This window comes from [Acidovorax] ebreus TPSY, from assembly GCF_000022305.1.
Classification (GTDB): domain Bacteria; phylum Pseudomonadota; class Gammaproteobacteria; order Burkholderiales; family Burkholderiaceae_C; genus Diaphorobacter; species Diaphorobacter nitroreducens.
Window position 1 is genome coordinate 1,923,475 of sequence record NC_011992.1, and the last position, 20,605, is coordinate 1,944,079.

General features: G+C 67.2%; 19 protein-coding genes and 1 pseudogene. 8 read left to right on the plus strand and 12 right to left on the minus strand.

Annotated elements, in window-relative coordinates; all coding sequences use genetic code 11:
- The first annotated feature begins 34 nt into the window (after positions 1-34).
- Positions 35-229, plus strand: a complete 195-nt coding sequence (locus tag DTPSY_RS18045) for a metal-sensing transcriptional repressor (protein ID WP_434060551.1) — start codon at positions 35-37, stop codon at positions 227-229.
- A 61-nt stretch (positions 230-290) separates the two neighbouring features.
- Positions 291-1,361, plus strand: coding sequence for a DMT family transporter (locus DTPSY_RS09090; protein ID WP_015913335.1), 1,071 nt, complete (start codon positions 291-293; stop codon positions 1,359-1,361).
- Positions 1,362-1,520: 159 nt separating this feature from the next.
- Here DTPSY_RS09090 and mmsB read toward each other — a convergent pair.
- The 5 genes and pseudogenes from mmsB to DTPSY_RS09115 all read right to left on the minus strand — a co-directional run.
- A pseudogene (gene mmsB / locus DTPSY_RS09095) lies at positions 1,521-2,429 on the minus strand (3-hydroxyisobutyrate dehydrogenase); the annotation flags it as partial.
- A 71-nt stretch (positions 2,430-2,500) separates the two neighbouring features.
- On the minus strand, positions 2,501-2,905 hold the full coding sequence (locus DTPSY_RS09100; protein ID WP_015913337.1) for a TfoX/Sxy family protein: 405 nt from the start codon (positions 2,903-2,905) through the stop codon (positions 2,501-2,503).
- A gap of 69 nt (positions 2,906-2,974) precedes the next feature.
- A complete protein-coding gene (locus tag DTPSY_RS09105) occupies positions 2,975-4,141 on the minus strand; it encodes an acyl-CoA dehydrogenase family protein (RefSeq protein WP_015913338.1) in 1,167 nt (388 codons plus the stop codon).
- Between the two features lie 26 nt (positions 4,142-4,167).
- Entirely contained in the window at positions 4,168-4,596 is a 429-nt protein-coding gene (locus DTPSY_RS09110) for a lysozyme inhibitor LprI family protein (protein ID WP_015913339.1), read from the minus strand.
- A 38-nt stretch (positions 4,597-4,634) separates the two neighbouring features.
- The gene (locus DTPSY_RS09115) at positions 4,635-6,158 is read right to left on the minus strand and encodes a CoA-acylating methylmalonate-semialdehyde dehydrogenase (protein WP_015913340.1); all 1,524 of its coding nucleotides are present in this window, start codon (positions 6,156-6,158) and stop codon (positions 4,635-4,637) included.
- 156 nt (positions 6,159-6,314) lie between these two features.
- Here DTPSY_RS09115 and DTPSY_RS09120 point away from each other — a divergent pair, with 156 nt between their 5' ends.
- Positions 6,315-7,226, plus strand: coding sequence for a LysR family transcriptional regulator (locus DTPSY_RS09120; RefSeq protein ID WP_015913341.1), 912 nt, complete (start codon positions 6,315-6,317; stop codon positions 7,224-7,226).
- A 69-nt stretch (positions 7,227-7,295) separates the two neighbouring features.
- Here DTPSY_RS09120 and DTPSY_RS17800 read toward each other — a convergent pair whose 3' ends face one another.
- The 5 genes from DTPSY_RS17800 to DTPSY_RS09140 all read right to left on the minus strand — a co-directional run bounded on the left by DTPSY_RS17800 (position 7,296) and on the right by DTPSY_RS09140 (position 10,695).
- Positions 7,296-8,084 (minus strand): hypothetical protein, encoded by a 789-nt coding sequence (locus DTPSY_RS17800; RefSeq protein ID WP_015913342.1) that lies wholly within the window; start codon positions 8,082-8,084, stop codon positions 7,296-7,298.
- 47 nt (positions 8,085-8,131) lie between these two features.
- Positions 8,132-8,302: a hypothetical protein gene (locus DTPSY_RS18545; RefSeq protein WP_015913343.1), complete on the minus strand. Its 171-nt coding sequence runs from the start codon at positions 8,300-8,302 to the stop codon at positions 8,132-8,134.
- A gap of 155 nt (positions 8,303-8,457) precedes the next feature.
- Positions 8,458-9,471: an SDR family oxidoreductase gene (locus DTPSY_RS09130; RefSeq protein ID WP_015913344.1), complete on the minus strand. Its 1,014-nt coding sequence runs from the start codon at positions 9,469-9,471 to the stop codon at positions 8,458-8,460.
- 223 nt (positions 9,472-9,694) lie between these two features.
- Positions 9,695-9,970 carry a hypothetical protein gene (locus DTPSY_RS09135; protein ID WP_015913345.1) on the minus strand — a complete coding sequence of 92 codons (276 nt, stop codon included), beginning with the start codon at positions 9,968-9,970 and terminating at the stop codon, positions 9,695-9,697.
- A 146-nt stretch (positions 9,971-10,116) separates the two neighbouring features.
- On the minus strand, positions 10,117-10,695 hold the full coding sequence (locus tag DTPSY_RS09140; protein ID WP_015913346.1) for a hypothetical protein: 579 nt from the start codon (positions 10,693-10,695) through the stop codon (positions 10,117-10,119).
- A 371-nt stretch (positions 10,696-11,066) separates the two neighbouring features.
- Between DTPSY_RS09140 and DTPSY_RS09145 the strand changes: the two genes are divergently transcribed.
- Both DTPSY_RS09145 and DTPSY_RS09150 read left to right on the plus strand, forming a co-directional pair.
- On the plus strand, positions 11,067-11,303 hold the full coding sequence (locus DTPSY_RS09145; RefSeq protein ID WP_015913347.1) for a hypothetical protein: 237 nt from the start codon (positions 11,067-11,069) through the stop codon (positions 11,301-11,303).
- 28 nt (positions 11,304-11,331) lie between these two features.
- Entirely contained in the window at positions 11,332-11,805 is a 474-nt protein-coding gene (locus DTPSY_RS09150; RefSeq protein ID WP_015913348.1) for a CBS domain-containing protein, read from the plus strand.
- Positions 11,806-11,858: 53 nt separating this feature from the next.
- On the opposite strand, the gene DTPSY_RS18050 is transcribed toward DTPSY_RS09150, so the two are convergent.
- Positions 11,859-12,017, minus strand: a complete 159-nt coding sequence (locus DTPSY_RS18050) for a DUF3309 family protein (RefSeq protein ID WP_011805256.1) — start codon at positions 12,015-12,017, stop codon at positions 11,859-11,861.
- 438 nt (positions 12,018-12,455) lie between these two features.
- On the opposite strand from DTPSY_RS18050, the gene DTPSY_RS09155 reads away from it, so the two are divergent.
- The 3 genes from DTPSY_RS09155 to DTPSY_RS09165 all read left to right on the plus strand — a co-directional run bounded on the left by DTPSY_RS09155 (position 12,456) and on the right by DTPSY_RS09165 (position 16,432).
- A complete protein-coding gene (locus DTPSY_RS09155) occupies positions 12,456-13,562 on the plus strand; it encodes a PQQ-dependent sugar dehydrogenase (RefSeq protein WP_041838836.1) in 1,107 nt (368 codons plus the stop codon).
- A 164-nt stretch (positions 13,563-13,726) separates the two neighbouring features.
- Positions 13,727-14,332 carry an isochorismatase family protein gene (locus DTPSY_RS09160; protein ID WP_041839017.1) on the plus strand — a complete coding sequence of 202 codons (606 nt, stop codon included), beginning with the start codon at positions 13,727-13,729 and terminating at the stop codon, positions 14,330-14,332.
- Between the two features lie 204 nt (positions 14,333-14,536).
- Complete coding sequence (locus DTPSY_RS09165) at positions 14,537-16,432, plus strand: propionate--CoA ligase (protein ID WP_011805259.1); 1,896 nt, start codon at positions 14,537-14,539, stop codon at positions 16,430-16,432.
- A gap of 88 nt (positions 16,433-16,520) precedes the next feature.
- Here DTPSY_RS09165 and DTPSY_RS09170 read toward each other — a convergent pair whose 3' ends face one another.
- Positions 16,521-20,405 (minus strand): sensor domain-containing protein, encoded by a 3,885-nt coding sequence (locus tag DTPSY_RS09170; RefSeq protein ID WP_015913351.1) that lies wholly within the window; start codon positions 20,403-20,405, stop codon positions 16,521-16,523.
- Positions 20,406-20,605: the final 200 nt, after the last annotated feature.

Genomic DNA, 20,605 nt, shown 5'->3' on the forward strand with positions numbered 1-20,605 from the left:
GCGAGCGAATGGTCACCTGGGCAGCGTGATCGCCATGCTGGAGGACGGTCGTTCTTGCGTAGATGTCGCCCAGCAGTTGCAAGCAGTTGAAAAAGCTATCCAACAGGCCAAAAAAACGCTGATTCAAGACCACATTGACCACTGCCTGGAGCATGCGATGCGTGGCGACCACCAGCACGGGCAAGGACACGATTTCTCTGAGTTCAAAGAAATCACCAGATACCTCTGATCTGCTCGCAATCCCGCCACCACCCGCGCACTTCATGTCCGAACAATCAATCTGCTGAAGCATGTCCATCCGTAATGCTGCCCCCGCACTGGCTGCCGCTGCGCTCTTTGGCGCGAGCACCCCATTTGCCAAGCTCTTGGTCGGCGATGTGGGCCCACTGCTGCTGGCTGGGTTGCTGTACCTGGGCAGCGGTGTTGGCTTGAGCTTGCTGCTCGGACTGCGTCGCATGCGTCCCAGCGCCGCAGATGAGCGCGCTTCCCTGCGCATTCCAAAGGCGGAATGGCCATGGCTGCTAGGCGCTGTGGCTTTTGGCGGTGTGCTTGGCCCCGTGTTCTTGCTGCTCGGGCTGACCCAGACCAGTGGCGCAGCCGCCTCGCTTTTACTGAACATCGAGGGCGTGTTTACCGCAGTGATTGCTTGGTTTGTCTTCAAGGAAAACGCAGACCGGCAAATCGTGCTGGGCATGCTCACGATCATGGGCGGTGGCTTGCTGCTGTCTTGGGCGCCAGGGGCCGCCAGTTTTTCGATGGGAGCGCTGCTTATCGTGGCAGCCTGCCTGTGCTGGGCGATCGACAACAACCTCACACGCAAAGTGTCCACCAACGACGCGATGCTGGTGGCAGCCATCAAAGGCTTGATTGCCGGCATCAGCAACACAAGCTTTGCCCTGCTCAGTGGTGACAGCTTGCCTGGGGTAAGCACCTTGGGTGCCTGCATGGCTGTCGGCTTCCTGGGCTACGGCCTCAGCCTGACCCTGTTTGTCGTGGCCCTGAGAGGGTTGGGCACCGCACGAACTGGCGCGTACTTCTCGATCGCCCCGCTCTTTGGTGTCGCCATTTCCTTCGCTATCTGGCCCAGCATGCCGGGGCTGCTGTTCTGGTTGGCTGCTGCCTTGATGGCGATTGGCACATGGTTGCACATTCGTGAGCGCCATGAGCATGTGCACACGCATGAGCCTTTAGAGCACAGCCACCGTCATCGGCATGACGAGCACCATCAACACAGCCACGATTTCGCCTGGGATGGTGTCGAGCCTCATTCCCACCCACACCAGCATGTGGCTATGACCCACAGCCACACGCATTACCCAGACATCCATCATCGCCACCAGCATCCGAAGCGTCGCGATTGACCATCTGGCAACGACACAAAGCAGTCACAGCAGCGCCCACCCGTGAAGACTGCTTAGGGTCGAAAGAGGCCATAGCAAGGCATTCTGCTCAGAATAAAAAAAGGCGCTGCAACGCAAGTCACAGCGCCTTTTTGCAGAAGGCATGCCGGAAAGCCTGCTTCAGCCCTTCTTCTGCACCATCTTGATCACGCTGGAGAAATCCTCCCCCCCGTGCCCCGCAATGCTGTGCGCCGCGTAGATTGCGCGCGCCATGCCGCCCAGCGGGGTGCTGGCCTTGGTGGCGATGGCGTTTTCCTGGGCCAGGCCCAAATCTTTCAGCATCAGGTCGGTGCCGAAGCCTCCCGCGTAGCCCTTGCTGGCGGGGGCGTTCTCGTGCACGCCGGGGAAGGGGTTGTACTTTTCCAGTGCCCAGTTGCCGCCGGAGCTGCGGCGCATGATTTCGCTCAGCACCTTGGGGTCCAGGCCGTTGGCGACGCCCAGCGCGATGGCTTCGCTGGTGCCCACCATCAGGATGCCCAGCAGCATGTTGTTGCAGATCTTGGCCGTCTGGCCCGCGCCCACGGCGCCGGCGTGGAAGATGTTGGCGCCCATTTTTTCCAGCAGGGGGCGTGCGCGCTGCAGTTGCGCGTCGGTGCCGCCCACCATGAAGGTGAGGGTGCCGGCGATGGCGCCGCCGGTGCCACCGGAGACGGGGGCGTCGATGAAGTCGATGCCGGCGGCCTCGGCCGCCTTGGCCACCTTCTGGCTGGTGGCGGCGGCGATGGTGGAGCTGTCGATCACCAGCGTGCCCTTGGCGATGCTGGCCAGCAGGTTGCCGTTGCCCAGGAACAGGCCTTCCACGTGCTGGCTGGCGGGCAGCATGGTAACGACGGCCTCAGCGCCCTGCACGGCGTCTTGCGCGCTGGTGGCGACCTGCAGGCCCTCGGCCCGGACCTTGGCAAGCGCGTCAGCGCTCAGGTCGAAGGCCTTCACGCTGTGGCCGGCCTTGTGCAGGTTGATGGCCATGGGGGCGCCCATGTTGCCCAGCCCGATGAATGCGATTTGCATGGTGGTTGTCTCCTGTGGTGTGTGATGGGAACTATTATTTTGATAGCAACTAGCGCTTTATGGACGGGCGCTACAGGCCAAAATGCCTTCAATCATGATCGCGTGCCCTTGCTGCGGCTTGTGGCCGCCTTCGCCCGCCGAGGCGAGGCCTTGGCAAGCGGGTTGAAGGCGAGGGCGGTGTCGATCCAGTGCTCCCACTGGGCGCGCGTGGCGTAGGCAGCGGGCTCCAGCCAGAAGTAGCCGGCCATGCCGCCGCGCGGGTCCAGTTCGCGCACGCCGGGGGTTTCAGCGGTTGCGTCGTGCTGCTGCGGCGGCAGGCGCACCAACAGCTCTTCGCCCTTCACGCCCAGGCAGAGCTTGCCGTCCACCATGAAGGCGTGGCAGCCAAAGAGCGTGCGCTCCTCTACCTCCACCTGCGCGTTCAGCCGCTCGCCCAGCGCGTCGCGCACGGCGGCGATCAGGTGCAGCGCTTCGTCGGACAGGGGGCGAGCAGGCATGGTGGTTTTGGAGTCAAATAGGCCTCTAGCGCTTATCCATACAGCGCGAGCAGCTATGGTTTTTGAATTTCAACGGATCACCTCCGGCGCGTCGCCGTCCAGCATGCGCCGGCCGATGATGACGCGCATGATCTCGTTGGTGCCTTCCAGGATCTGGTGCACGCGCGCGTCGCGCAGCAGGCGCTCCAGCGGGTATTCGCGGATGTAGCCGTAGCCGCCGTGCAGCTGCAGCGCCTCGTTCACCACGGTAAAGCCCACGTCGGTGGCAAAGCGTTTGGCCATGGCGCAGTAGGTGGAGGCATCGCGCGCGCCTGCGTCGAGTTTGCTGGCGGCCAGCCGCACCATCTGGCGCGCAGCCACCAGCTCGGTGGCCATGTCGGCCAGCTTGAACTGCAGCGCCTGGAAGCTGGCGATCGGCTTGCCGAACTGCTTGCGGTCTTGCATGTAGCGCTGGGCGTGCTGCAGTGCGCCTTGCGCGGCGCCGACCGAGCAGGTGGCGATGTTGATGCGCCCGCCGTCCAGCCCCTTCATGGCGATCTTGAAGCCTTCGCCCTCCTGGCCCAGCAGGTGGTTGGCGGGGATGCGCACGTTGTCAAAGCTGATCTGGCGCGTGGGCTGGCTGTTCCAGCCCATCTTTTCTTCCTTCTTGCCGTAGTGGATGCCGGGCAGGTTCGCGGGCACGGCAAAGGCGCTGATGCCGCCCGCGCCGGATTGCGCGTCGCCGGTGCGTGCCATGAGCACCAGCACGTCGGTGCTGCCCGCACCGCTGATGAAGGCCTTGCTGCCGTTGATGACGTACTCGTTGCCGACCAGTTCCGCGCGCGTCTTGATGGAGGCGGCGTCGGACCCCGCGCCGGGCTCGGTCAGGCAGTAGCTGGCGAGCTTTTGCCCGCTGGTGAGTGCCTCGCCCCATTCGGCGCGCACGGCATCCGTGGCCCAGGTGCCCAGCATCCAGGTGGCCATGTTGTGGATGGTGATGAAGGCGGTGGTGCTGGGGTCCACGGCCGCCAGTTCCTCGAACACCAGCGTGGCGTCCAGGCGCGGCAGGGCCAGGCCACCGGCGCTCTCGGGCGCGTACAGGCCGCAAAAACCCAGCTCGCCCGCACGGCAAATAGCCTCGCGGGGGAAGATGCCCTGCGCATCCCACTCGGCGGCGTGGGGCGCCAGCTCCGCCTGGGCGAACTGGCGCGCGGTGTCGGCAAAAGCGCGCTGGTCTTCGCTGAGTTCAAAGTCCATGGCGGTGTCTCCTTCTCTTATGTGTCTTATGGCTTGTTCGTCGTGGGCTGCGGCGCCTCGCCATGGTGCAGCCAGTGCATCAGGGCGTCGCGCCGCGCCTGGGTATGGACCGTCAGGCAGTCGTGGTACAGGCGCGGCCATTCGGGGCGGGACTCCGCCGCGCGCTGCGCCTGCTTGCACTGCGCGGCGCGCGTGCGCTGCCAGGCGGCCTGGTCCTGGCGCAGGGTAGGGCGTTCATGGGCCGACAGGGCACGCATCACATCGCCATACAGAATCTGAGTGGCGGTGTCCGCCTCCTGGTAGCGCTGCACGGCGCAGGCGTTGGTCTCATCCACCGTGCCGCCGGGGCGGCAGGCAGCGCCGGCCTGCGCCTGTGCCTGGGTGGCAGCCAACAGGGCGCACGCAGCGGCCAGGGTGCGCAGGCGGGCGGCATGGGGTTTCACGCATCGGGTCATGCCTGTGATTTCACCATGCGCGCACCGCGCGGCGCCGCTTACTTCAGGCTGATGGTGGTGTTCACGCCGTGGCTGGTGGTGCTGTCGTCAAACCAGCGCGCCGTGACGGTCTTGGTCTGCGTGTAGAACAGCACCACCTGCTTGCCGTAGGGGCCCAGGTCGCCCAGCTTGGAGGCGCGGCTGCCGGTGAACGAGAACAGCGGCACGGGCACGGGGATCGGCACGTTGATGCCCACCTGGCCCACGTCGATGTCTTCCTGGAACTTGCGCGCGGCAGCGCCGGACTGCGTGAAGATGGCCGTGCCGTTGCCGTTGGGGTTGGCGTTGATGAACTCGATGGCCTCGTCGATGTCCTCGGCGCCGGCCAGGCACAGCACGGGGCCGAAGATTTCCTGGTCGTACACGCTCATGCCGGGCTTCACGCCGCTGAAGATCGTGGGGCCGACGAAGTTGCCCTTGTCGTAGCCCGCCACCTGGGGCTTGCGGCCGTCCAGTTCCAGCGTGGCACCGTCGGCAATGCCGCGCTCGATCAGGCCCTCGACGCGCGACAGCGCGGCGCAGCTCACCAGCGGGCCCACGTCGGTGCCGGGCTCGGTGCCGGCGGACACCTTCAGCGTCTTGGCCTTCTCGACCAGATCGGGGATCCAGTTGCGCGCCTCGCCCACCAGCACGGCGACCGACAGGGCCATGCAGCGCTGGCCGGCCGCACCGAAGGCGGCGCCGGCCAGGGCGTTCAGCGTCTGCTCCTTGTTGGCGTCAGGCATGACGATGGCGTGGTTCTTCGCACCCATCATGCATTGCACACGCTTGCCGTTGAGGCTGGCGCGGTTGTACACATGGGTGCCCACCTTGGTGGAGCCCACGAAGCTGATGGCCTTGATGTCGGGGTGGTCGCAGATGGCGTTCACGGCGTCTTCACCGCCATGCACCACGTTCAGCACGCCGGCGGGGATGCCGGCCTCCAGCGCCAGTTCGCACAGGCGCATGGTGACCATGGGGTCTTGCTCGGAGGGCTTGAGCACGAAGGTGTTGCCCGTGGCGATGGCCATGGGGAACATCCACAGCGGGATCATGGCGGGGAAGTTGAAGGGCGTGATGCCGGCGCACACGCCCAGCGGCTGCATGATGGAATAGGTGTCCACGCCGTTGGCCACGTTGTTGGCCAGCTCGCCCAGCTGTAGCGTGCCGATGTTGGCCGCGTGCTCCACCACTTCCAGGCCGCGGAACACGTCGCCTTCGGCGTCGGGCAAGGTCTTGCCTTGCTCGGCCGTCAGCAGGGCGGCCAGTTCCTTCATGTTCTCGCGAATGAGCTGCTGCAGCTTCAGGAAGATGCGTGCGCGCGTGCCGATGGGGGTCTTCTTCCAGGTCTTGAAGGCTTCCTTGGCGGAGGCCACGGCGGCGTTGATCTCGTCGGGCGTGGCGAAGGGCACGCGCGCCAGCACTTGCTGCGTGGCGGGATTGACCACGTCGCGCCACTGGGTGGTCTTGGATTCGACGAACTGGCCGCCGATCAGCAGCTTGACTGTGGGGGCCTTCACGGCCTGGGAGGTGGATGCGTCCATGGTTGTCTCCTGGGGTCCTGGGGTGGTCTGCAATGAAGCCGGCACGGCAAGGTGCCGACTTGGCATGGCTGCATCGTAGTTGTGCGAAATTGCGTAGGCAATAGACAATCACGCACCTTGGCTTTGCAAATTTGCACATCACCGCAGAGGAGCCGTATGGATTGGGACAATTTGCGCTACTTCCTGGAGCTGGCGCGCACCGGCACGCTGGCAGGGGCCGCGCGCCGCACGGGCGTGGAACACACGACAGTGGCGCGGCGCATCCAGGCGCTGGAAAAACAGATGGGTGCGCCGCTGTTCGCCCGCGAGGCAGCGGGACATCGGCTGACGGAAACCGGCCGCCACCTGCTGCCCGCCGTCGAGGCCATGGAGGCCGCCGTGCTGGGGGTGGAGCGCGCATCGCCCGCCAACTCCCCGGGCGCGGGCCCCTCGGGACTGGTGCGCGTGGGTGCCACCGAGGGTTTTGGCACGGTGGTGCTGGCGCCGCATCTGGCGCGGCTCACACAGAAGCACCCGCACTTGTCCATCGACCTGCTGGCCCTGCCGCGCATGCTGCACCTGAGCCGGCGCGAGGCGGACATCGTGATCTCCCTGGAGCGGCCCAAGCGCGGCTCGGTGATCGTCACCAAACTCGCCGACTACACCCTGCGTCTCTACGGCCAGCGCGAGTACCTGGCGCGCAGACCGCTGGTGGCCAAGCGTGAAGACCTGCGCCACCACGCCTTCATCAGCTACGTGGACGATCTGCTGTTCACAAAAGAGCTGCAGTTCATCGACCAACTCTACCCGCCCGAGCGTTTTGCGCTGCGCAGCACCAGCATCACCGCGCAGTACGAGGCCGTGCGCGCCGGCGCGGGCCTGGCCGTGCTGCCCGCATTCCTGGCCGACCGTGACCCCGTACTTGCGCGCGTGCTGCCCCACGAGGCCGAGTTCACACGCACCTTCTGGATGAGCATGCCGGCCGAGTCCAAGCACTTGGCGCGCATGCAGGCGGTGTGGGCCTTCCTGAAAGACGTGGGCCAGCGCGAGGCGGCATCGCTGGTCCCACGGAAACCAGCGGCAGGCTAGGGCACGCTGCGGCATACAGAAAAAGGCCCCCGCATGCGGGGGCCTTGCGGACCAGGGGATCAGCGAGGATCAACCCTGTTCTTTGTTCTTGCCCGACGTGCCCTGGCTGGATGAGGTAGCGCTGTTGCTTCCGCTGCTCTTTTGCCCGGCGCCGCCGCGCGAGGTGCGCCAGGTGTTGAAGTCATCGGCAAACTTCTCATAGCGCTCCTTGCGCCAGGAGTCGTAGTCGTCATCCAACTGGCGCAATTGGTCCTGGCGCCACTGGTGGTAGTCGGGGTCGTTCTGAAAGCGCCCGCGCTGCTCTCCGCCGGTGCCGGAGTACTGCGAACCAAAGTCCGCGTCGCGATGGCCTTCATAACCCTGGCCTTGGGAGCCGTACCCCTGCGAACCGTACCCACCGTAGCCGCTCTGGCCCATACCCCCCTGGGCGCCATAGCCTTGAGCGCCGCGGTAGCCGCGGCCGTACGAGCCCTGCATCGGGTTGTTGCCCCCGTACATACCCTGCTGCTGCCCGCCTGCGCCAAAGTCGCCGCCATAGCCGGCACCGCCCTGGTAGCCCTGGCCTGATCGCGACCCTGCGCGGAAGTCGCTGTCATAACCCGCCTCGTAGCGGTCGCGGTAGTTTTCCTCATAAGGGCGCTGCTGTTGCATGCCCTGGTAGTCGCCGGCCCACTCGCGCTGGGAGCGCTGGGAGCCGCCGCCTTCCTGGCCATAGGAGGAATAGCGCTCCCGGTCGTCCCCGCTGCGGTAGCCGCCGCCTTGCTGGGATTCGCGCCCGCCGCGGCCCATGCGATTGTCATGATCGTCACGGCTGCGGTCTTGGCGGTAATTGCGTTCGTCGTTGTCTCGGTATGCCATTGCGTACTCCTGAAAAAAAGGGGGGTGGAAGAGGGGGCTGAAAACGCTCAGCGCTGCTTTGAACTGCGGTTGGATGAACCGCTTTTCACATTCGAATCGCCTTGCGATCGCGTGGAGTTCTGACCGCTGGCCGTGGCGCCACCCTGGCGGCTCTGGCTCTTGCGCTGGTTCGCGTTCTCCGTGTACTGGTTGTGGCCTTGCGGGTTGTTGTTGGGCATCGATTTCTCCTGAAGTGGTGGTGTGAAGGGCGCACAAAACCTGATGTGCGTGATTCATTCTTCGGTTGCGGTGCATGCGGGTCGGTAGGACCGGTCCTATCGGCGGGTAGGTGCCCTGCGATGACTGGGGACACAGCGCATGCGCATCAGACGCATCAGGCGCCGTCCCCCGCGTTGCCGGTAATGGGCAGCACGATCCCGGTGATGTAGCTGGAGCAGCATGGCGCTGCCAGGAACACGTAGGCCGGAGAAATCTCCTCGGGCTGTGCCGGCCGGCCCAGGTGCGTCTTCTCGCCGAAGTGAACGATGTCCTTGGACGATTGGTCCGCCGGGTTCAGCGGCGTCCATACCGGCCCCGGGGCCACCGCATTCACGCGGATGCCCTTTTCCGCCAGGTTGTGTGCCAGGGCTTTGGTGAAGGCATGGATGGCCCCCTTGGTGGCCGAATAGTCCAGCAGCTTCTTGCTGCCCCGCAGGCCGGTGACGGAGCCGGTGTTAATGATCGCGTCGCCGCGCGACAAGTGCGGCAGCGCGGCCGTGGCCATGTGGAAGTAGCCGTAGATATTCGTGCGGAAGGTTTCGTCCAGCCGTTCCTCGGTGATGTCCGTCAGCGATTCCGCGTGTTCCTGGAATGCGGCGTTGTTCACCAGGATGTTCAGCTTGCCGAGCTGGGCCACGGCCTGCTTCACCGCGTCGCGGCAAAACGCCGCGTCTTTCACGTCACCCCGAATGACCACACATTGACGGCCTTCCGCCTGCACCAGGCGGGCGGTCTCCTGTGCGTCCTGGTCGGCGCTCAGGTAGACGATGGCGACGTCGGCACCCTCGCGGGCAAACAGCAGCGCGACCGCGCGGCCAATGCCGGAGTCGCCCCCCGTGATCAGGGCCGCCATGCCCTGCAGTTTGCCGCTGCCCTTGTAGTGGGGCGCGTCGAAACGGGGCTGGAGCTCCATGGCATGTTCATGCCCGGGCTTTTGCAGATGCTGGTCCGGCATGGGTGGAGCGGGCTCCTCGCGGCCCGGGCCGGGTGCCGCCTTCTGTGATTGCTGGGGGTCGCCTGAGGACTTGGCGGCGTCTTTTTGGTCTTGCTGCTGCTGTATGTCCCGCTGTTGTTGCTGGGTCTCGTCGGCGGTGGGCGAGGAGGGTGTCTGGCTGGCCGGTGTATTCATGAGAAGGCTCCGTGGACGGTTCAGAAAGAGAGAGGACTGCTGCTCAGCCCAGTGATTTCCAGTGGGGAAGCTCGGGATCGGGGCAAAGCGGCGCGATGTGGCAGTGACGGGCGGCGGTTTCCATGGCGTTGGCTCCTGCATAAAAAGTAGCTGAAATGACGGGCTAAAAACCACAGGGCCGGGCACGCGCGATGGCGGGCCCGGCCCTGCTGGCCAGTGCGCGTCAGCGGTCGCTGCTGCGGCGAGGGCTGCTCTGGCCGGCGCCGCGGGAAGCGTGGGTGCCCCCATGGCTCTTGGCGCCTGCTGCGCGTGCCTCGGCGGAGGTGAATTCGTGTGCATTGCCCGAGGCATGGGCCGCGCGCCCGCCTTGCGAGGCCGTCTCGCGCCGGCGCTCGAGGTCCATGCAGGTAAATTCCCGTCCATCCTGGCTGCTGGCCTGGGGCGGGGTGCCGGCGCGCTGATCTCGGCTGGCGGGACGTTGGGAGGTAGGGCTGGGCATGCGTAAGCTCCTGCGTGAAGGGGGAAATGAACAAGCGGCGACAGTGAATCGCTGCCAATTCACTCTAGGCCGCTGGATTTGCATGCACAGGTAAGAAGATTCCGACGGAGAGGTCGGAATCGGTTGCGCTGAGGCCGTGGTGGCGCTTACCCCTTGGCGGGCTGGCCGCCACTTTCTGCGGTGGGCGCGTCGGCCTCCGCTGCAATGCGCAGCTCTGCGGGCGGCAGCAGGGCCAGGTGGTCGTTGCTGACCACGGGAATGAACCCCAGCGCACCCCGCTGCTTGTGAAAGGGTGTGGAGAACTTGGCTTCGATGAGCGCGGTCACCTTCTGAAAGAAGGCGAGGTGCGGCGGGTCTCCATACGCCATCTCCGTCTGGTTCCAGCGCACGCGCCATTGGTTGCGCACGCGCTGCACACCGATACGCACATGCTCATCCAGGCATCCGTGGTTCATCTTGAAGACGATCGTGAGACCGAAGTAGATGAAGCCATCGTCTCCCGGCTGCAAGCGGGGCGAGAGGGTGGTTCCCTCGTCCTTCATGCGCTCCAGGTTTTCATTCAGCACGTGGAACTCAATGTCCGCCGACCGCGCACCCAGGTATTCGATGTACTCCACGCGCATGTGCTCCGCGAACACGCGGCATTCCTCCTTGTAGCGCCCATATTCCGAGCACCATTGCGAGGCTTTGGCTTGCAGTTGTTCGAAGATGGGAGGACTGCTCATACGGGGCTCCTCATCCAGGGATCATGGTGTGTGACGGCGGGCGCGGACGGCCCGCCCCGGCACGCGGACTCCGCGGTGGACGGCGCCGCCGCGGTGTATTCAGCAGGAGCAAGGGCTGCCCGGCAGGGGCGCCATCCTCGGGAATTCGCATCGATCCACTCTGCGCCTGGGAAAAATGCCCGGCTGTAGGACAAGGGCAGTAATGGGCCGGGACCCTCATCGCTTGGGCGCCGCATCCCGCCCAGGTCGGCAGTACCGCCCAGCCACGCATTGCGCAGGCGCGCCTTCCCCGGTACGGCGGCTGGTCCTACAGCCCGGCGCCTGCGCGTTTTCCACACTGAAGGCCAACCCGTTGCAAGAAAGGACTTCCCATGGCCAAGCAGTGCGAAACCTGCGGCAATACCTACGACCGCACGTTCGATGTGATTCTGGACGGCAAGCCGCACACCTTCGACAGCTTTGAGTGCGCTATTTCGCGCCTGGCACCGCGGTGCGGGCACTGCGAGGTGCCCATCATCGGCCACGGCGTGCAGGCGGGAGAGCGCATCTTCTGCTGCAACCACTGCGCCGAGGCCACGGGTGTCCAAGTCCTGCGCGATCGCGCCTGACCCTTGTCTTTCATGAATGGAGTGAGCTATGCAGAACGTTTCTGATGTGATGACCCGCGGGATCCGCACCATGGCACCCGACGACACCCTGACCACCGCCGCGCAGGCCATGCGCGAATTGAATGTGGGAGCCTTGCCGGTGTGCGATGGCGAGCGCCTGGTGGGCATGGTGACGGACCGCGACATGGTGCTGCGCGGCCTGGCCGAAGAGCGCACCCACTCGCGCCTGAACGAGGTCATGTCCCGCGAGGTGTACTACTGCTACGAGGACCAGCCCGTGGACGAAGCCATCGCTTCCATGCGCGACATGCAGGTGCGCCGGCTGCCCGTGGTGGACCGTGACCAGCGGCTGGTGGGTATCGTGTCGCTGGGCGACGTGGCCACCAACGTGGACGAGCGCCAGTCCGGCACGGCGATCCGCGACATCTCCAGTCCTTCGGAGCCCGACCGGCGCAGCCAATCGGCCGCCAGCGGCGCCGCAGGCGGCGGCCAGACCTCGTGACAACGGCCGCGCCCACGGCGGCCCTCGCCACAGCGGGGCGCAGGCCCCGTTTTTTATATGCGCCCCATCAGCAGCAGGATGAGCACGATCACCACCACCAGCCCGACACCACCGCCCGGACCGTAGCCCCAGGAACGGCTGTACCCCCAGGTCGGCAGCACGCCGATCAGGATCAGCACCAGGATGATGAGCAGCAGGAGGGAAATCGACATGGTTTTTCCTTTCGTTGGCAACGCGGGCATCGCGTGGCCTCATCGTGCGGGCGCTGGGGGCGCACGCAGCTAGGCAGGCGGCGCATGGCGTGGTCAGGCAGCATGCCGAGCGGGCTGTAGGCCAAGGCCCCGCTCTTGCCTGGACAGTGGCCGGCGCTTCGCTGCCGGCTGCGCGGGCCGCCGCGTGCGGGTTCGCTGAATGATGGGGTTGCCTGTGCGGCCCGGCCGCGCACAATGCACATGCCACGGTGTCAACGCGGCGCCATGGCCCTCCGCGTAGCCCCGCGTGCCGCATACAGCCCCGCTGGCGCAGCACCATGACAGCACCCACGGTTGATCCCAGGAATCTTTCCCATGAACTCTGTGCCAAAAGTGCCTGCAAGCCATACTGGAAGAGCGCTAACAGCTATTATTAACATAGCATTAACCGGCGCCGCCATGCTGGCGGGCGGCGAGGCGCTTTCCCAGGAGGTCGCACCCGTCCCCCCCGTGCCCGCGCGCGGTGAGGCGTCGGCGGAGGTAGTGGCTTCGGGCCTGAGCCATCCGTGGGGCCTGGCCTTCTTGCCGGGCGGGCGCTTCCTCGTCACCGAGCGGCCCGGCCGCCTGCGCGTGGTAGAGGCCGACGGGCGCCTGGGGCCGCCGCTGGCCGGGTTGCCGCAAGTGGCAGCGGGCGGGCAGGGCGGCCTGCTGGATGTGATCACCGATGCGGACTTCGCGCGCAACCGGCGCATCTTCTTTTGCTACACCGAACCCGCGCCGAAGGGCGGCGGCAACAGCACGGCCCTGGCCAGCGCCACGCTGGCGCCGGACGCGGCGGCGCTGCAGGACGTGAAAGTGCTCTTCAGCCAACGTCCCAAGGTGGCGAGCCAGTTGCACTTCGGCTGCCGCATCGTGCAGGCGCCGGACGGCCATCTGTTTCTCACGCTGGGCGAGCGCTACGGCCGCAAGGAGGACGCCCAGCGCCTGGACAACCACCTGGGCAAGGTCGTGCGCATAGCGCCCACGGGCGGCGCGGCGCCCGGCAACCCGCTGGCGGGCCGCGCGGGCGCGCTGCCGGAGATCTGGAGCTGGGGCCACCGCAACCCCCAGGGAGCGGCCTGGGGGCCAGACGGCCGGCTGTGGATCCATGAGCACGGCGCGCAAGGGGGCGACGAGATCAACCGCCCCGAAGCAGGCCGCAACTACGGCTGGCCGGTGATCACCTATGGCGAAAACTATGGCGGCGGCAAGATCGGCGAGGGCACGGCCAAGGCCGGCATGGAGCAGCCGCTGCATTACTGGGTGCCGTCGATCGCGCCGTCGGGGATGGCCTTTCTCACCAGCGACCGGTACGGCACGGCTTGGAAGGGGAGCCTGTTCGTGGGTTCTCTCAGGTTCGCACGGCTGCACCGGCTGGAGCTGCAGGGCGCGCAGGTGGTGCGCGACGAGTACCTGCTGGATGGCCTGGGCGCGCGCATCCGCGACGTGCGCCAGGGGCCGGACGGTTGGTTGTACTTGCTCACCGACAGCCCGGACGGGCAGTTGCTGCGCCTGAGGCAACGTTGAACACGCCTGCGCGAGGACGCGCCACAGTGCGGGACCGGCTGCGAGGGGGCGTCCCCTGTGCCCGAATCGGGACACGCGGCGCACGAGGAACTTGCGCGCTGTTGCCCCGCTGCTACCCGTAGCGCCTGCGACAATGACCGCCCGACTGAACAACGATGACCGCCATGCTGCTTGACGCCTCCGAATCCCAACTCGTTCTCGTGGATTACCAGGAACGCCTGATGCCCGCCATCTTCGAGGCAGAAGCCGTACTGGCCAACGCGCGCAGGCTGGCGCAGATTGCCAGGCTGATGGACGTGCCGGTGTGGGGCACGGAGCAGAATCCTTCGCGCCTGGGACCCAACGACGCCGCGTTGCGCGCGCTGTGCCAGCGCACCTTGTCCAAGATGCACTTCAGCGCCACCGAGGAGGGCCTGGGCGAGTGGCTGCGCCCGCCCGCCAAGCCCCAGGGCGGCAATGCGCGCAGCCTGCCCAAGCATCTGCAAAAGGGCCGCGAGCCCCAGGCGCCGGAGCGCGCCAGCATCGTGGTGGCCGGCTGCGAGGCCCATGTCTGCCTGCTACAGACGGCGCTCGATCTGCTGGAGGATGAGTTCGAGGTATGGGTGGTGACGGACGCCTGCAGCTCGCGCACGGAGCGCAACCGCGACGCCGCCTTCGACCGACTGGCCGGCGCCGGCGCCGAGCTGGTAACCACCGAGATGGTGGCCTTCGAGTGGCTGCGCAGCTGCGAGCACCCGGCATTCAAGGAGATGCTGGCCTTGGTCAAATAGGCCTCTCAGGCACACCCACCAAGCGCAAACAGCTATGAATAGTGAAGCGCAAAGGTGGGGCGTAGAGGGTGCGGCGAGCGCCGCGTCAAGGACCGCGTCTGCGACCGCGTCAGCTTCCCGCAAGCGCGGCATGAATAATTATGAATTTTGGATAACCACCGACCCGCGCCACGTCGGCGCGGAGGATTCCAAGGAGACAGCACCATGGCCGCCGACTATGCCGACTTCTACCGCCGCTCCATCGACGAGCGCGACGCCTTCTGGGCCGAGCAGGCTCGCCTGATCGACTGGCAGCAGCCGCCGCAGCAGATCTGCGACTGGAGCAACCCGCCGTTCGCCAAGTGGTTCGTGGGCGGCACCACCAACCTGTGCCACAACGCGGTGGACCGCCACCTGGCCGAGCGCCCGCTGCAAAACGCGCTCGTGGCCATCTCCACCGAAACCAATACCGAGCGCGCCTACACCTACGCCGAGCTGCACCAGGAAGTGCAGCGCATGGCCGCCAGCCTGCAGACGCTGGGCGTGCGCCAGGGCGACCGCGTGCTGATCTACATGCCCATGATTGCCGAGGCGGCGTTCGCCATGCTGGCGTGCGCGCGCATCGGGGCCATCCATTCGGTGGTGTTCGGCGGGTTCGCGTCGTCGTCGCTGGCTTCGCGCATCGAGGACGCCGAGCCCACGGTGATCGTGAGCGCCGATGCGGGCTCGCGCGGCGGCAAGGTGGTGCCCTACAAGCCGCTGCTGGACGAGGCCATCGAACTGTCGGCCCACAAGCCCGCGGCCGTGCTGTTGGTGGACCGGGGCCTCGCGCCCGCCGCCATGCGCGCGGGCCGCGACCACGACTGGGCGGCACTGCGCGCGCGGCACATGGATGCACAGGTGCCCTGCATCTGGGTGGACGCCACGCAGCCCAGCTACACCCTGTACACCAGCGGCACCACCGGCAAGCCCAAGGGCGTGCAGCGGGACACGGGCGGCTACACCGTGGCGCTGGCGTCCAGCATGCGCCACATCTTCGAGGCACAGCCGGGCGACACCTATTTCTGTACCAGCGACATCGGCTGGGTGGTGGGCCACAGCTACATCATCTACGGCCCGCTGATTGCCGGCATGACCACCATCCTGTACGAAGGCCTGCCGGTGCGGCCCGACGCGGGCATCTGGTGGAGCATCGTCGAGAAATACCGGGTCACGCACATGTTCTCGGCCCCCACGGCGGTGCGCGTGCTCAAGAAGCAAGACCCGGCCTACCTGAAGAAATACGACATCCGCAGCCTGAAGGCGCTGTGGCTGGCGGGCGAGCCCCTGGACGAGCCCACGGCGCAGTGGATCAGCGACGCGCTGCAGGTGCCCATCATCGACAACTACTGGCAGACCGAGACCGGCTGGCCCATCCTCACGCTGTGCAACGGCGTGCAGAAGCAAACCTCGCGCTTCGGCAGCCCGGGCAAGGCCGTGTACGGCTACAACGTCCAGCTGATCGACGAGGCCACGGGCGAGGAGCTGACCCAGCCCAACCAGAAGGGAGTGGTGGCCATCGAGGGGCCGCTGCCCCCTGGCTGCCTGCAGACCGTGTGGCGCAACGATGATCGCTTCGTCAACACCTACTGGAAGAGCATTCCCGGCCGGCTGGTCTACAGCACGTTCGACTGGGGCATCCGCGATGCCGACGGCTACTACTTCATCCTGGGCCGCACCGACGACGTGATCAACGTGGCCGGCCACCGCCTGGGCACGCGCGAGATCGAGGAATGCATCGCCGGCCACCCCAATGTGGCCGAGGTGGCCGTGGTGGGCGTGGCCGACGCGCTGAAAGGCCAGGTCGCGATGGCCTTCGCGGTGCCGCGCGATGCCTCGGGCCTCACCGACGAGGCCGCGCGCCTGAAGCTGGAAGGCGAGGTGATGAAGCAGGTCGATACCCAACTGGGCGCCGTGGCCCGCCCGGCGCGCGTGCTGTTCGTGACGATGCTGCCCAAGACCCGCAGCGGCAAGCTGCTGCGCCGCGCCCTGCAGGCCGTGGCCGAGCGCCGCGACACGGGCGACCTGACCACCATGGAAGACCCCGTGGCACTGCAGCAAATCAAGGAACTGCTGGGCTGACGCGCAGGAATTTGCTATCGATTTAATAGCTTTCAGCGCTTGTTGGACGGGCGCTGGAAGCTTTTTTATTGCTTGATTCGATACGCCATCAAGCGGCTATCGCCGCCGCCGGTGGTACGGGCGCGGCGGCCTGGCTTGTGGCGCGCCATGGTGCGGGGGCCTGCCAGGCCTTCGCCCAGTCCATGAATTGCTCCACGGGCATGGGCATGGCGATGCAGTAGCCCTGCGCGTGGTGGCAGCCCATCTGCAGCAGCGCCAGGCCTTGCTCCACCGTTTCCACCCCTTCGGCCACGATGCCGCAGCCAAAGGAGTGCGCCAGCCCGATCACGCCCTGCACGATGGCCCGGTCGCCCGCATCGCCCAGCATGCCGGCGACGAAGCTGCGGTCCAGCTTGAGGTGGTCCATGGGCAGGCGGCGCAGGTACGCCAGCGACGAGTAGCCCGTGCCGAAGTCGTCGAACGAGATCTGCATGCCCAGCGCGCGCAGTCTGGTCAGCTCCCGCGCCACGTGGTCGATGTCGTAGAGCGCGGCGCTTTCGGTGAGCTCGATGGCCAGCAGCCGCGCCGGCACCGCGGGGTGCTGCGCCAGGCGCAACGCCATCCAGTCCGCAAAGCCTCGGCGGTGCAGGTGCTCGGGCGTGATGTTGATGCTGACGGGCAGTTCCAGACCCTGTGCCATCAGGCGGGCGATCTGCTGCAGCGCGGTGTCCACCACCCATTCGCCAAAACGCATCTGCAGCTCGGTGTGCCCTTCGATGAGGTGCAGGAAATGCACGGGCGACAGCAGGCCGCGCTCGGGGTGCTGCCAGCGGGCCAGGGCCTCGGCCCCCACCACGGTGCCCAGCCGCATGTCCACTTTGGGCTGCAGGAACAGTGTCAGTTCGCCACGCTGCAGCGCGCGCAGCAGTTCGCCGCACTGCTCGCGCCGCAGTTGCCGGGCGCGCTCCTCGGCGGCGTCAAAGCCATGGAAGCGGTTGCGCCCCGCCTGCTTGGCCGCATACATGGCCTGGTCGGCGTGGCGCAACAGGGTGTCGGCGTCGGCCTCATCGTCGGGGTAGAGGGTGTAGCCGATGCTGGCGGTGACCAGCACGCGCTCGCCGTCCAGCGTGTACGGGGCCGCGACGCTCTCCATCACCGTATGCAGGCGCCGCTCGCATTCCTCGGCATGGGCCAAGCCCGACAGCAGGATCACGAACTCGTCCCCGCCCAGCCGCGCTACCGAGTCGGTCAGGCGCAGGGCGCGCTTGAGCCGCTCGGCCACCACCACCAGCAGCCGGTCGCCCGCCGCGTGGCCCAAGCGGTCGTTGACGGGCTTGAAGCCGTCCAGGTCCAGGTAGGCCACGCCCAATTGCTGGCCGCGCGCACGGCTGTGCTCCATGCCTGCGCGCAGCCGCCGCTCCAGCATCACCCGGTTGGGCAGGCCGGTGAGTGCGTCGTAATGGGCCATGCGCTCTAGTTGCCGCTCCTGCGCGCGTTGGCTGCTCACGTCGATGGACATGCCCACCATGCGCGCGGGCTGCCCGGCGGCGTCGTACGCCACCACCTTGCCCACGCTGCGGATCCAGCGGCCGTCGCCCTGGGGGGCAAGCACCTCGCAGGTCACGTCGAACGGTTTGTGCGGCTCCTGCAGGTGGCGCTGCAGCTCCTGGGTGACCACGTCGATGTCTTCCGGCGTGATACCCGACGCCCAGTGCACGGCAGCGCTGGCCCCAGGCTCCACGGGCGCCAGCCCGTACATGGCGCGCCAGCGCGCGTCGCCCGTGACTTCGCCGCTGGGCAGGTTCCAGTCCCACAGGCCCAGCGCCGCCGCCTCGATGGTGAGCGACAGCAGTTCCTCGCGTTCGCGTACGCGCTGTTCGGTCTGCTTGCGCTCGGTGATGTCGTGCAGGCCGAACAGCCAGCAGGCCTCGCCGTTCACTTCGATGGGGCTCATGGACTGCAGCACGGTGCGCTTGTCGCCGCCGCGCGTGGTCAGTTCCAGCTCGTAGCCCACAAGCTGCCCTTCGGCCGTCGCCGCCTCCAGCAGCGCCGCGCGGGTGGGGGCGGAGTAGATGCCCAGTTCCACCACCGTGCGCCCCACGGCTTCCTGGCGGGTGTAGCCCAGGGCCTGCTCCCACGCCGGATTCACGTCGAGGTAGGTGCCGTCCTCGCGGCGCGAGAACCCCAGCGGGTAGGGCAGCAGCTGGAAGATGCGCGCCAGCCGTTCTTCGGAAGAACGCAGCCGCTGCGCCGCGCGGCGCGGCTCGTCGATGTCCTGCAGGATGCCGCGCACGCGCACCACGCGGTCGCCCTCGATGATGGGCTCCCCGCGCACGCGCACCCAGACCAGGCGCCCATCGGCGCGCACGATCTCGATTTCCTGGCTCCACACAGTGCGCTTGCGCAGGCAGTCGCGCAGGGCTGCGTGCATGGCTTCCCGCCAGACGGGTGCGACGAACTGCTGCACATAGTCGCGCGGCAGCGGCGTGCCCGGGTCCAGCCCGTGGATGTCGAAGCACACGTCGGACCAATAGGTGATGCCTTTGCCCGGCTCTTCCTCCCACACGCCCAGCCGCGCCATCCAGCCCGCCTGGCGCAGCAGGCGGTTGGCGGCGAGCAATTCATCGCGCACACGGCGCTCCTGCGTCATGTCGTGGAACACGAAGACCAGGCAGTCCTCGCCCTCAATGCGCGACACCCGTCCCGACATGAGGCCCGGCACTTCGGCGCCGTCGCGCAGCGCCGTCATCGGCAGGCCGCGGACCTCGCCCTGGTTGCGCAGCGCCTCGGTGAGGCGGGCGCGCTCCTGCGTGTCGCCCCACACGCCCAATTCCATGGACGAACGCCCCAAAATCTGGTCGCGCGGCTTGCCCAGCAACCGCTCGAACGCAGGGTTCACGTCCAGGTAGCACCCGTCGGACAGGCGGGTGATGCCCGCGGCGTCGGGCAGCGTCTGGTAGACGGTGGTGTATTTGGCTTCGGACACGCGCAGCGCGTCGCGCATCTCGTGGTGCTCGGTGATGTCCAGGTCAATGCCGGCCATGCGCAGCACCCGGCCGGCGGAGTCGCGCTCCACCGCGTGCCCGCGCGAGACCACCCAGCGCCAGTGGCCCTCGTCATCGCGCATGCGCGACTCGGCATGGAAGCTCTCTTCCAGCCCGTCCTGCACGCGCTGCAGGTACGCACCCAGGCGCTCGCGGTCGTCGGGGTGGCGCCGGGCGTTCCAGCGCTGCCATGACTCGCGCACATCGAAGGCGCGCAGCGGTGTGAAGTCCTCGTCGTCGGGGCTGTTGGCCAGACCGAAAGCCCGGTAAAAGCGCCCGTGGTAGGTGAAGCGGCTGTTGCGCAGATCCCATTCCCAGCGCCCGCCGCCCGAGGCCTTGAGCACGCGCAGCAGCTCGTCCTCGTGCTGTCCCAGCGTCTGCAGCGACCGGGCCCGCGCGCGCAGCAGCTCGACGGCGCCGCACAGCGCCACCACGCCGAAGGCGTAGCGCCAGGGAATGCCCTGCCACGGGGCCGATCCCTCCTGCGCAGCGAGGGCGCTGGCCGTCTCGGTCCAGGGCAGCAGCGCGGGCGGCACCAGCACGGTGAGCGCGACCACCAGCGATATCGCCGTCAAGCGTGTCGAGCGCCCCAGCAGCCACGCCAGGCAGCCCATCAGCCAACAGGCCGCGGACAGGCTGATCATGGCGCCCCAGTGGGCCGGCGCGTCCAGCCAGCCGCTGGCCAGCGCAGCCACTGCGGCCACGCCACCGCACAACGGCCCGAACAGGAACGCGGCGGAAACGATGATGGGCGGGTGGATGTACGCCACCCCGGGCGCGTCTAGCGGCATGCCCTGCAAGGCCACCAGCGTCGACGCCGCCCCGGCCACCAGGCCCAGCGCGATGCGCACGCCGCGCGAGGGTTGCAGCAGGACGGGTTGCGGCAGCGCGGTCGCCCCGGCGATCAGCAGCAGGTGCACGATGCCGGAGAGGAACACCTCAGTGGGCATATCCCTCCTGTGCATCCGCGCGCTGGTCGCCCCCGCGGTCCCCGCCGTCCTGGCGCAATGGCGCAGCGCCCGCGGGCCGCGGCCCGGGGATGCGTGCAACGGCAGGGAATACGGCGAAGGCGCAAGGTGACATGTTTCAGAGTGTATTGCGCCCGGCGGTCCATGTGCGTGCCGCGCGTCGCGCAGCGGACCCGCGGGCG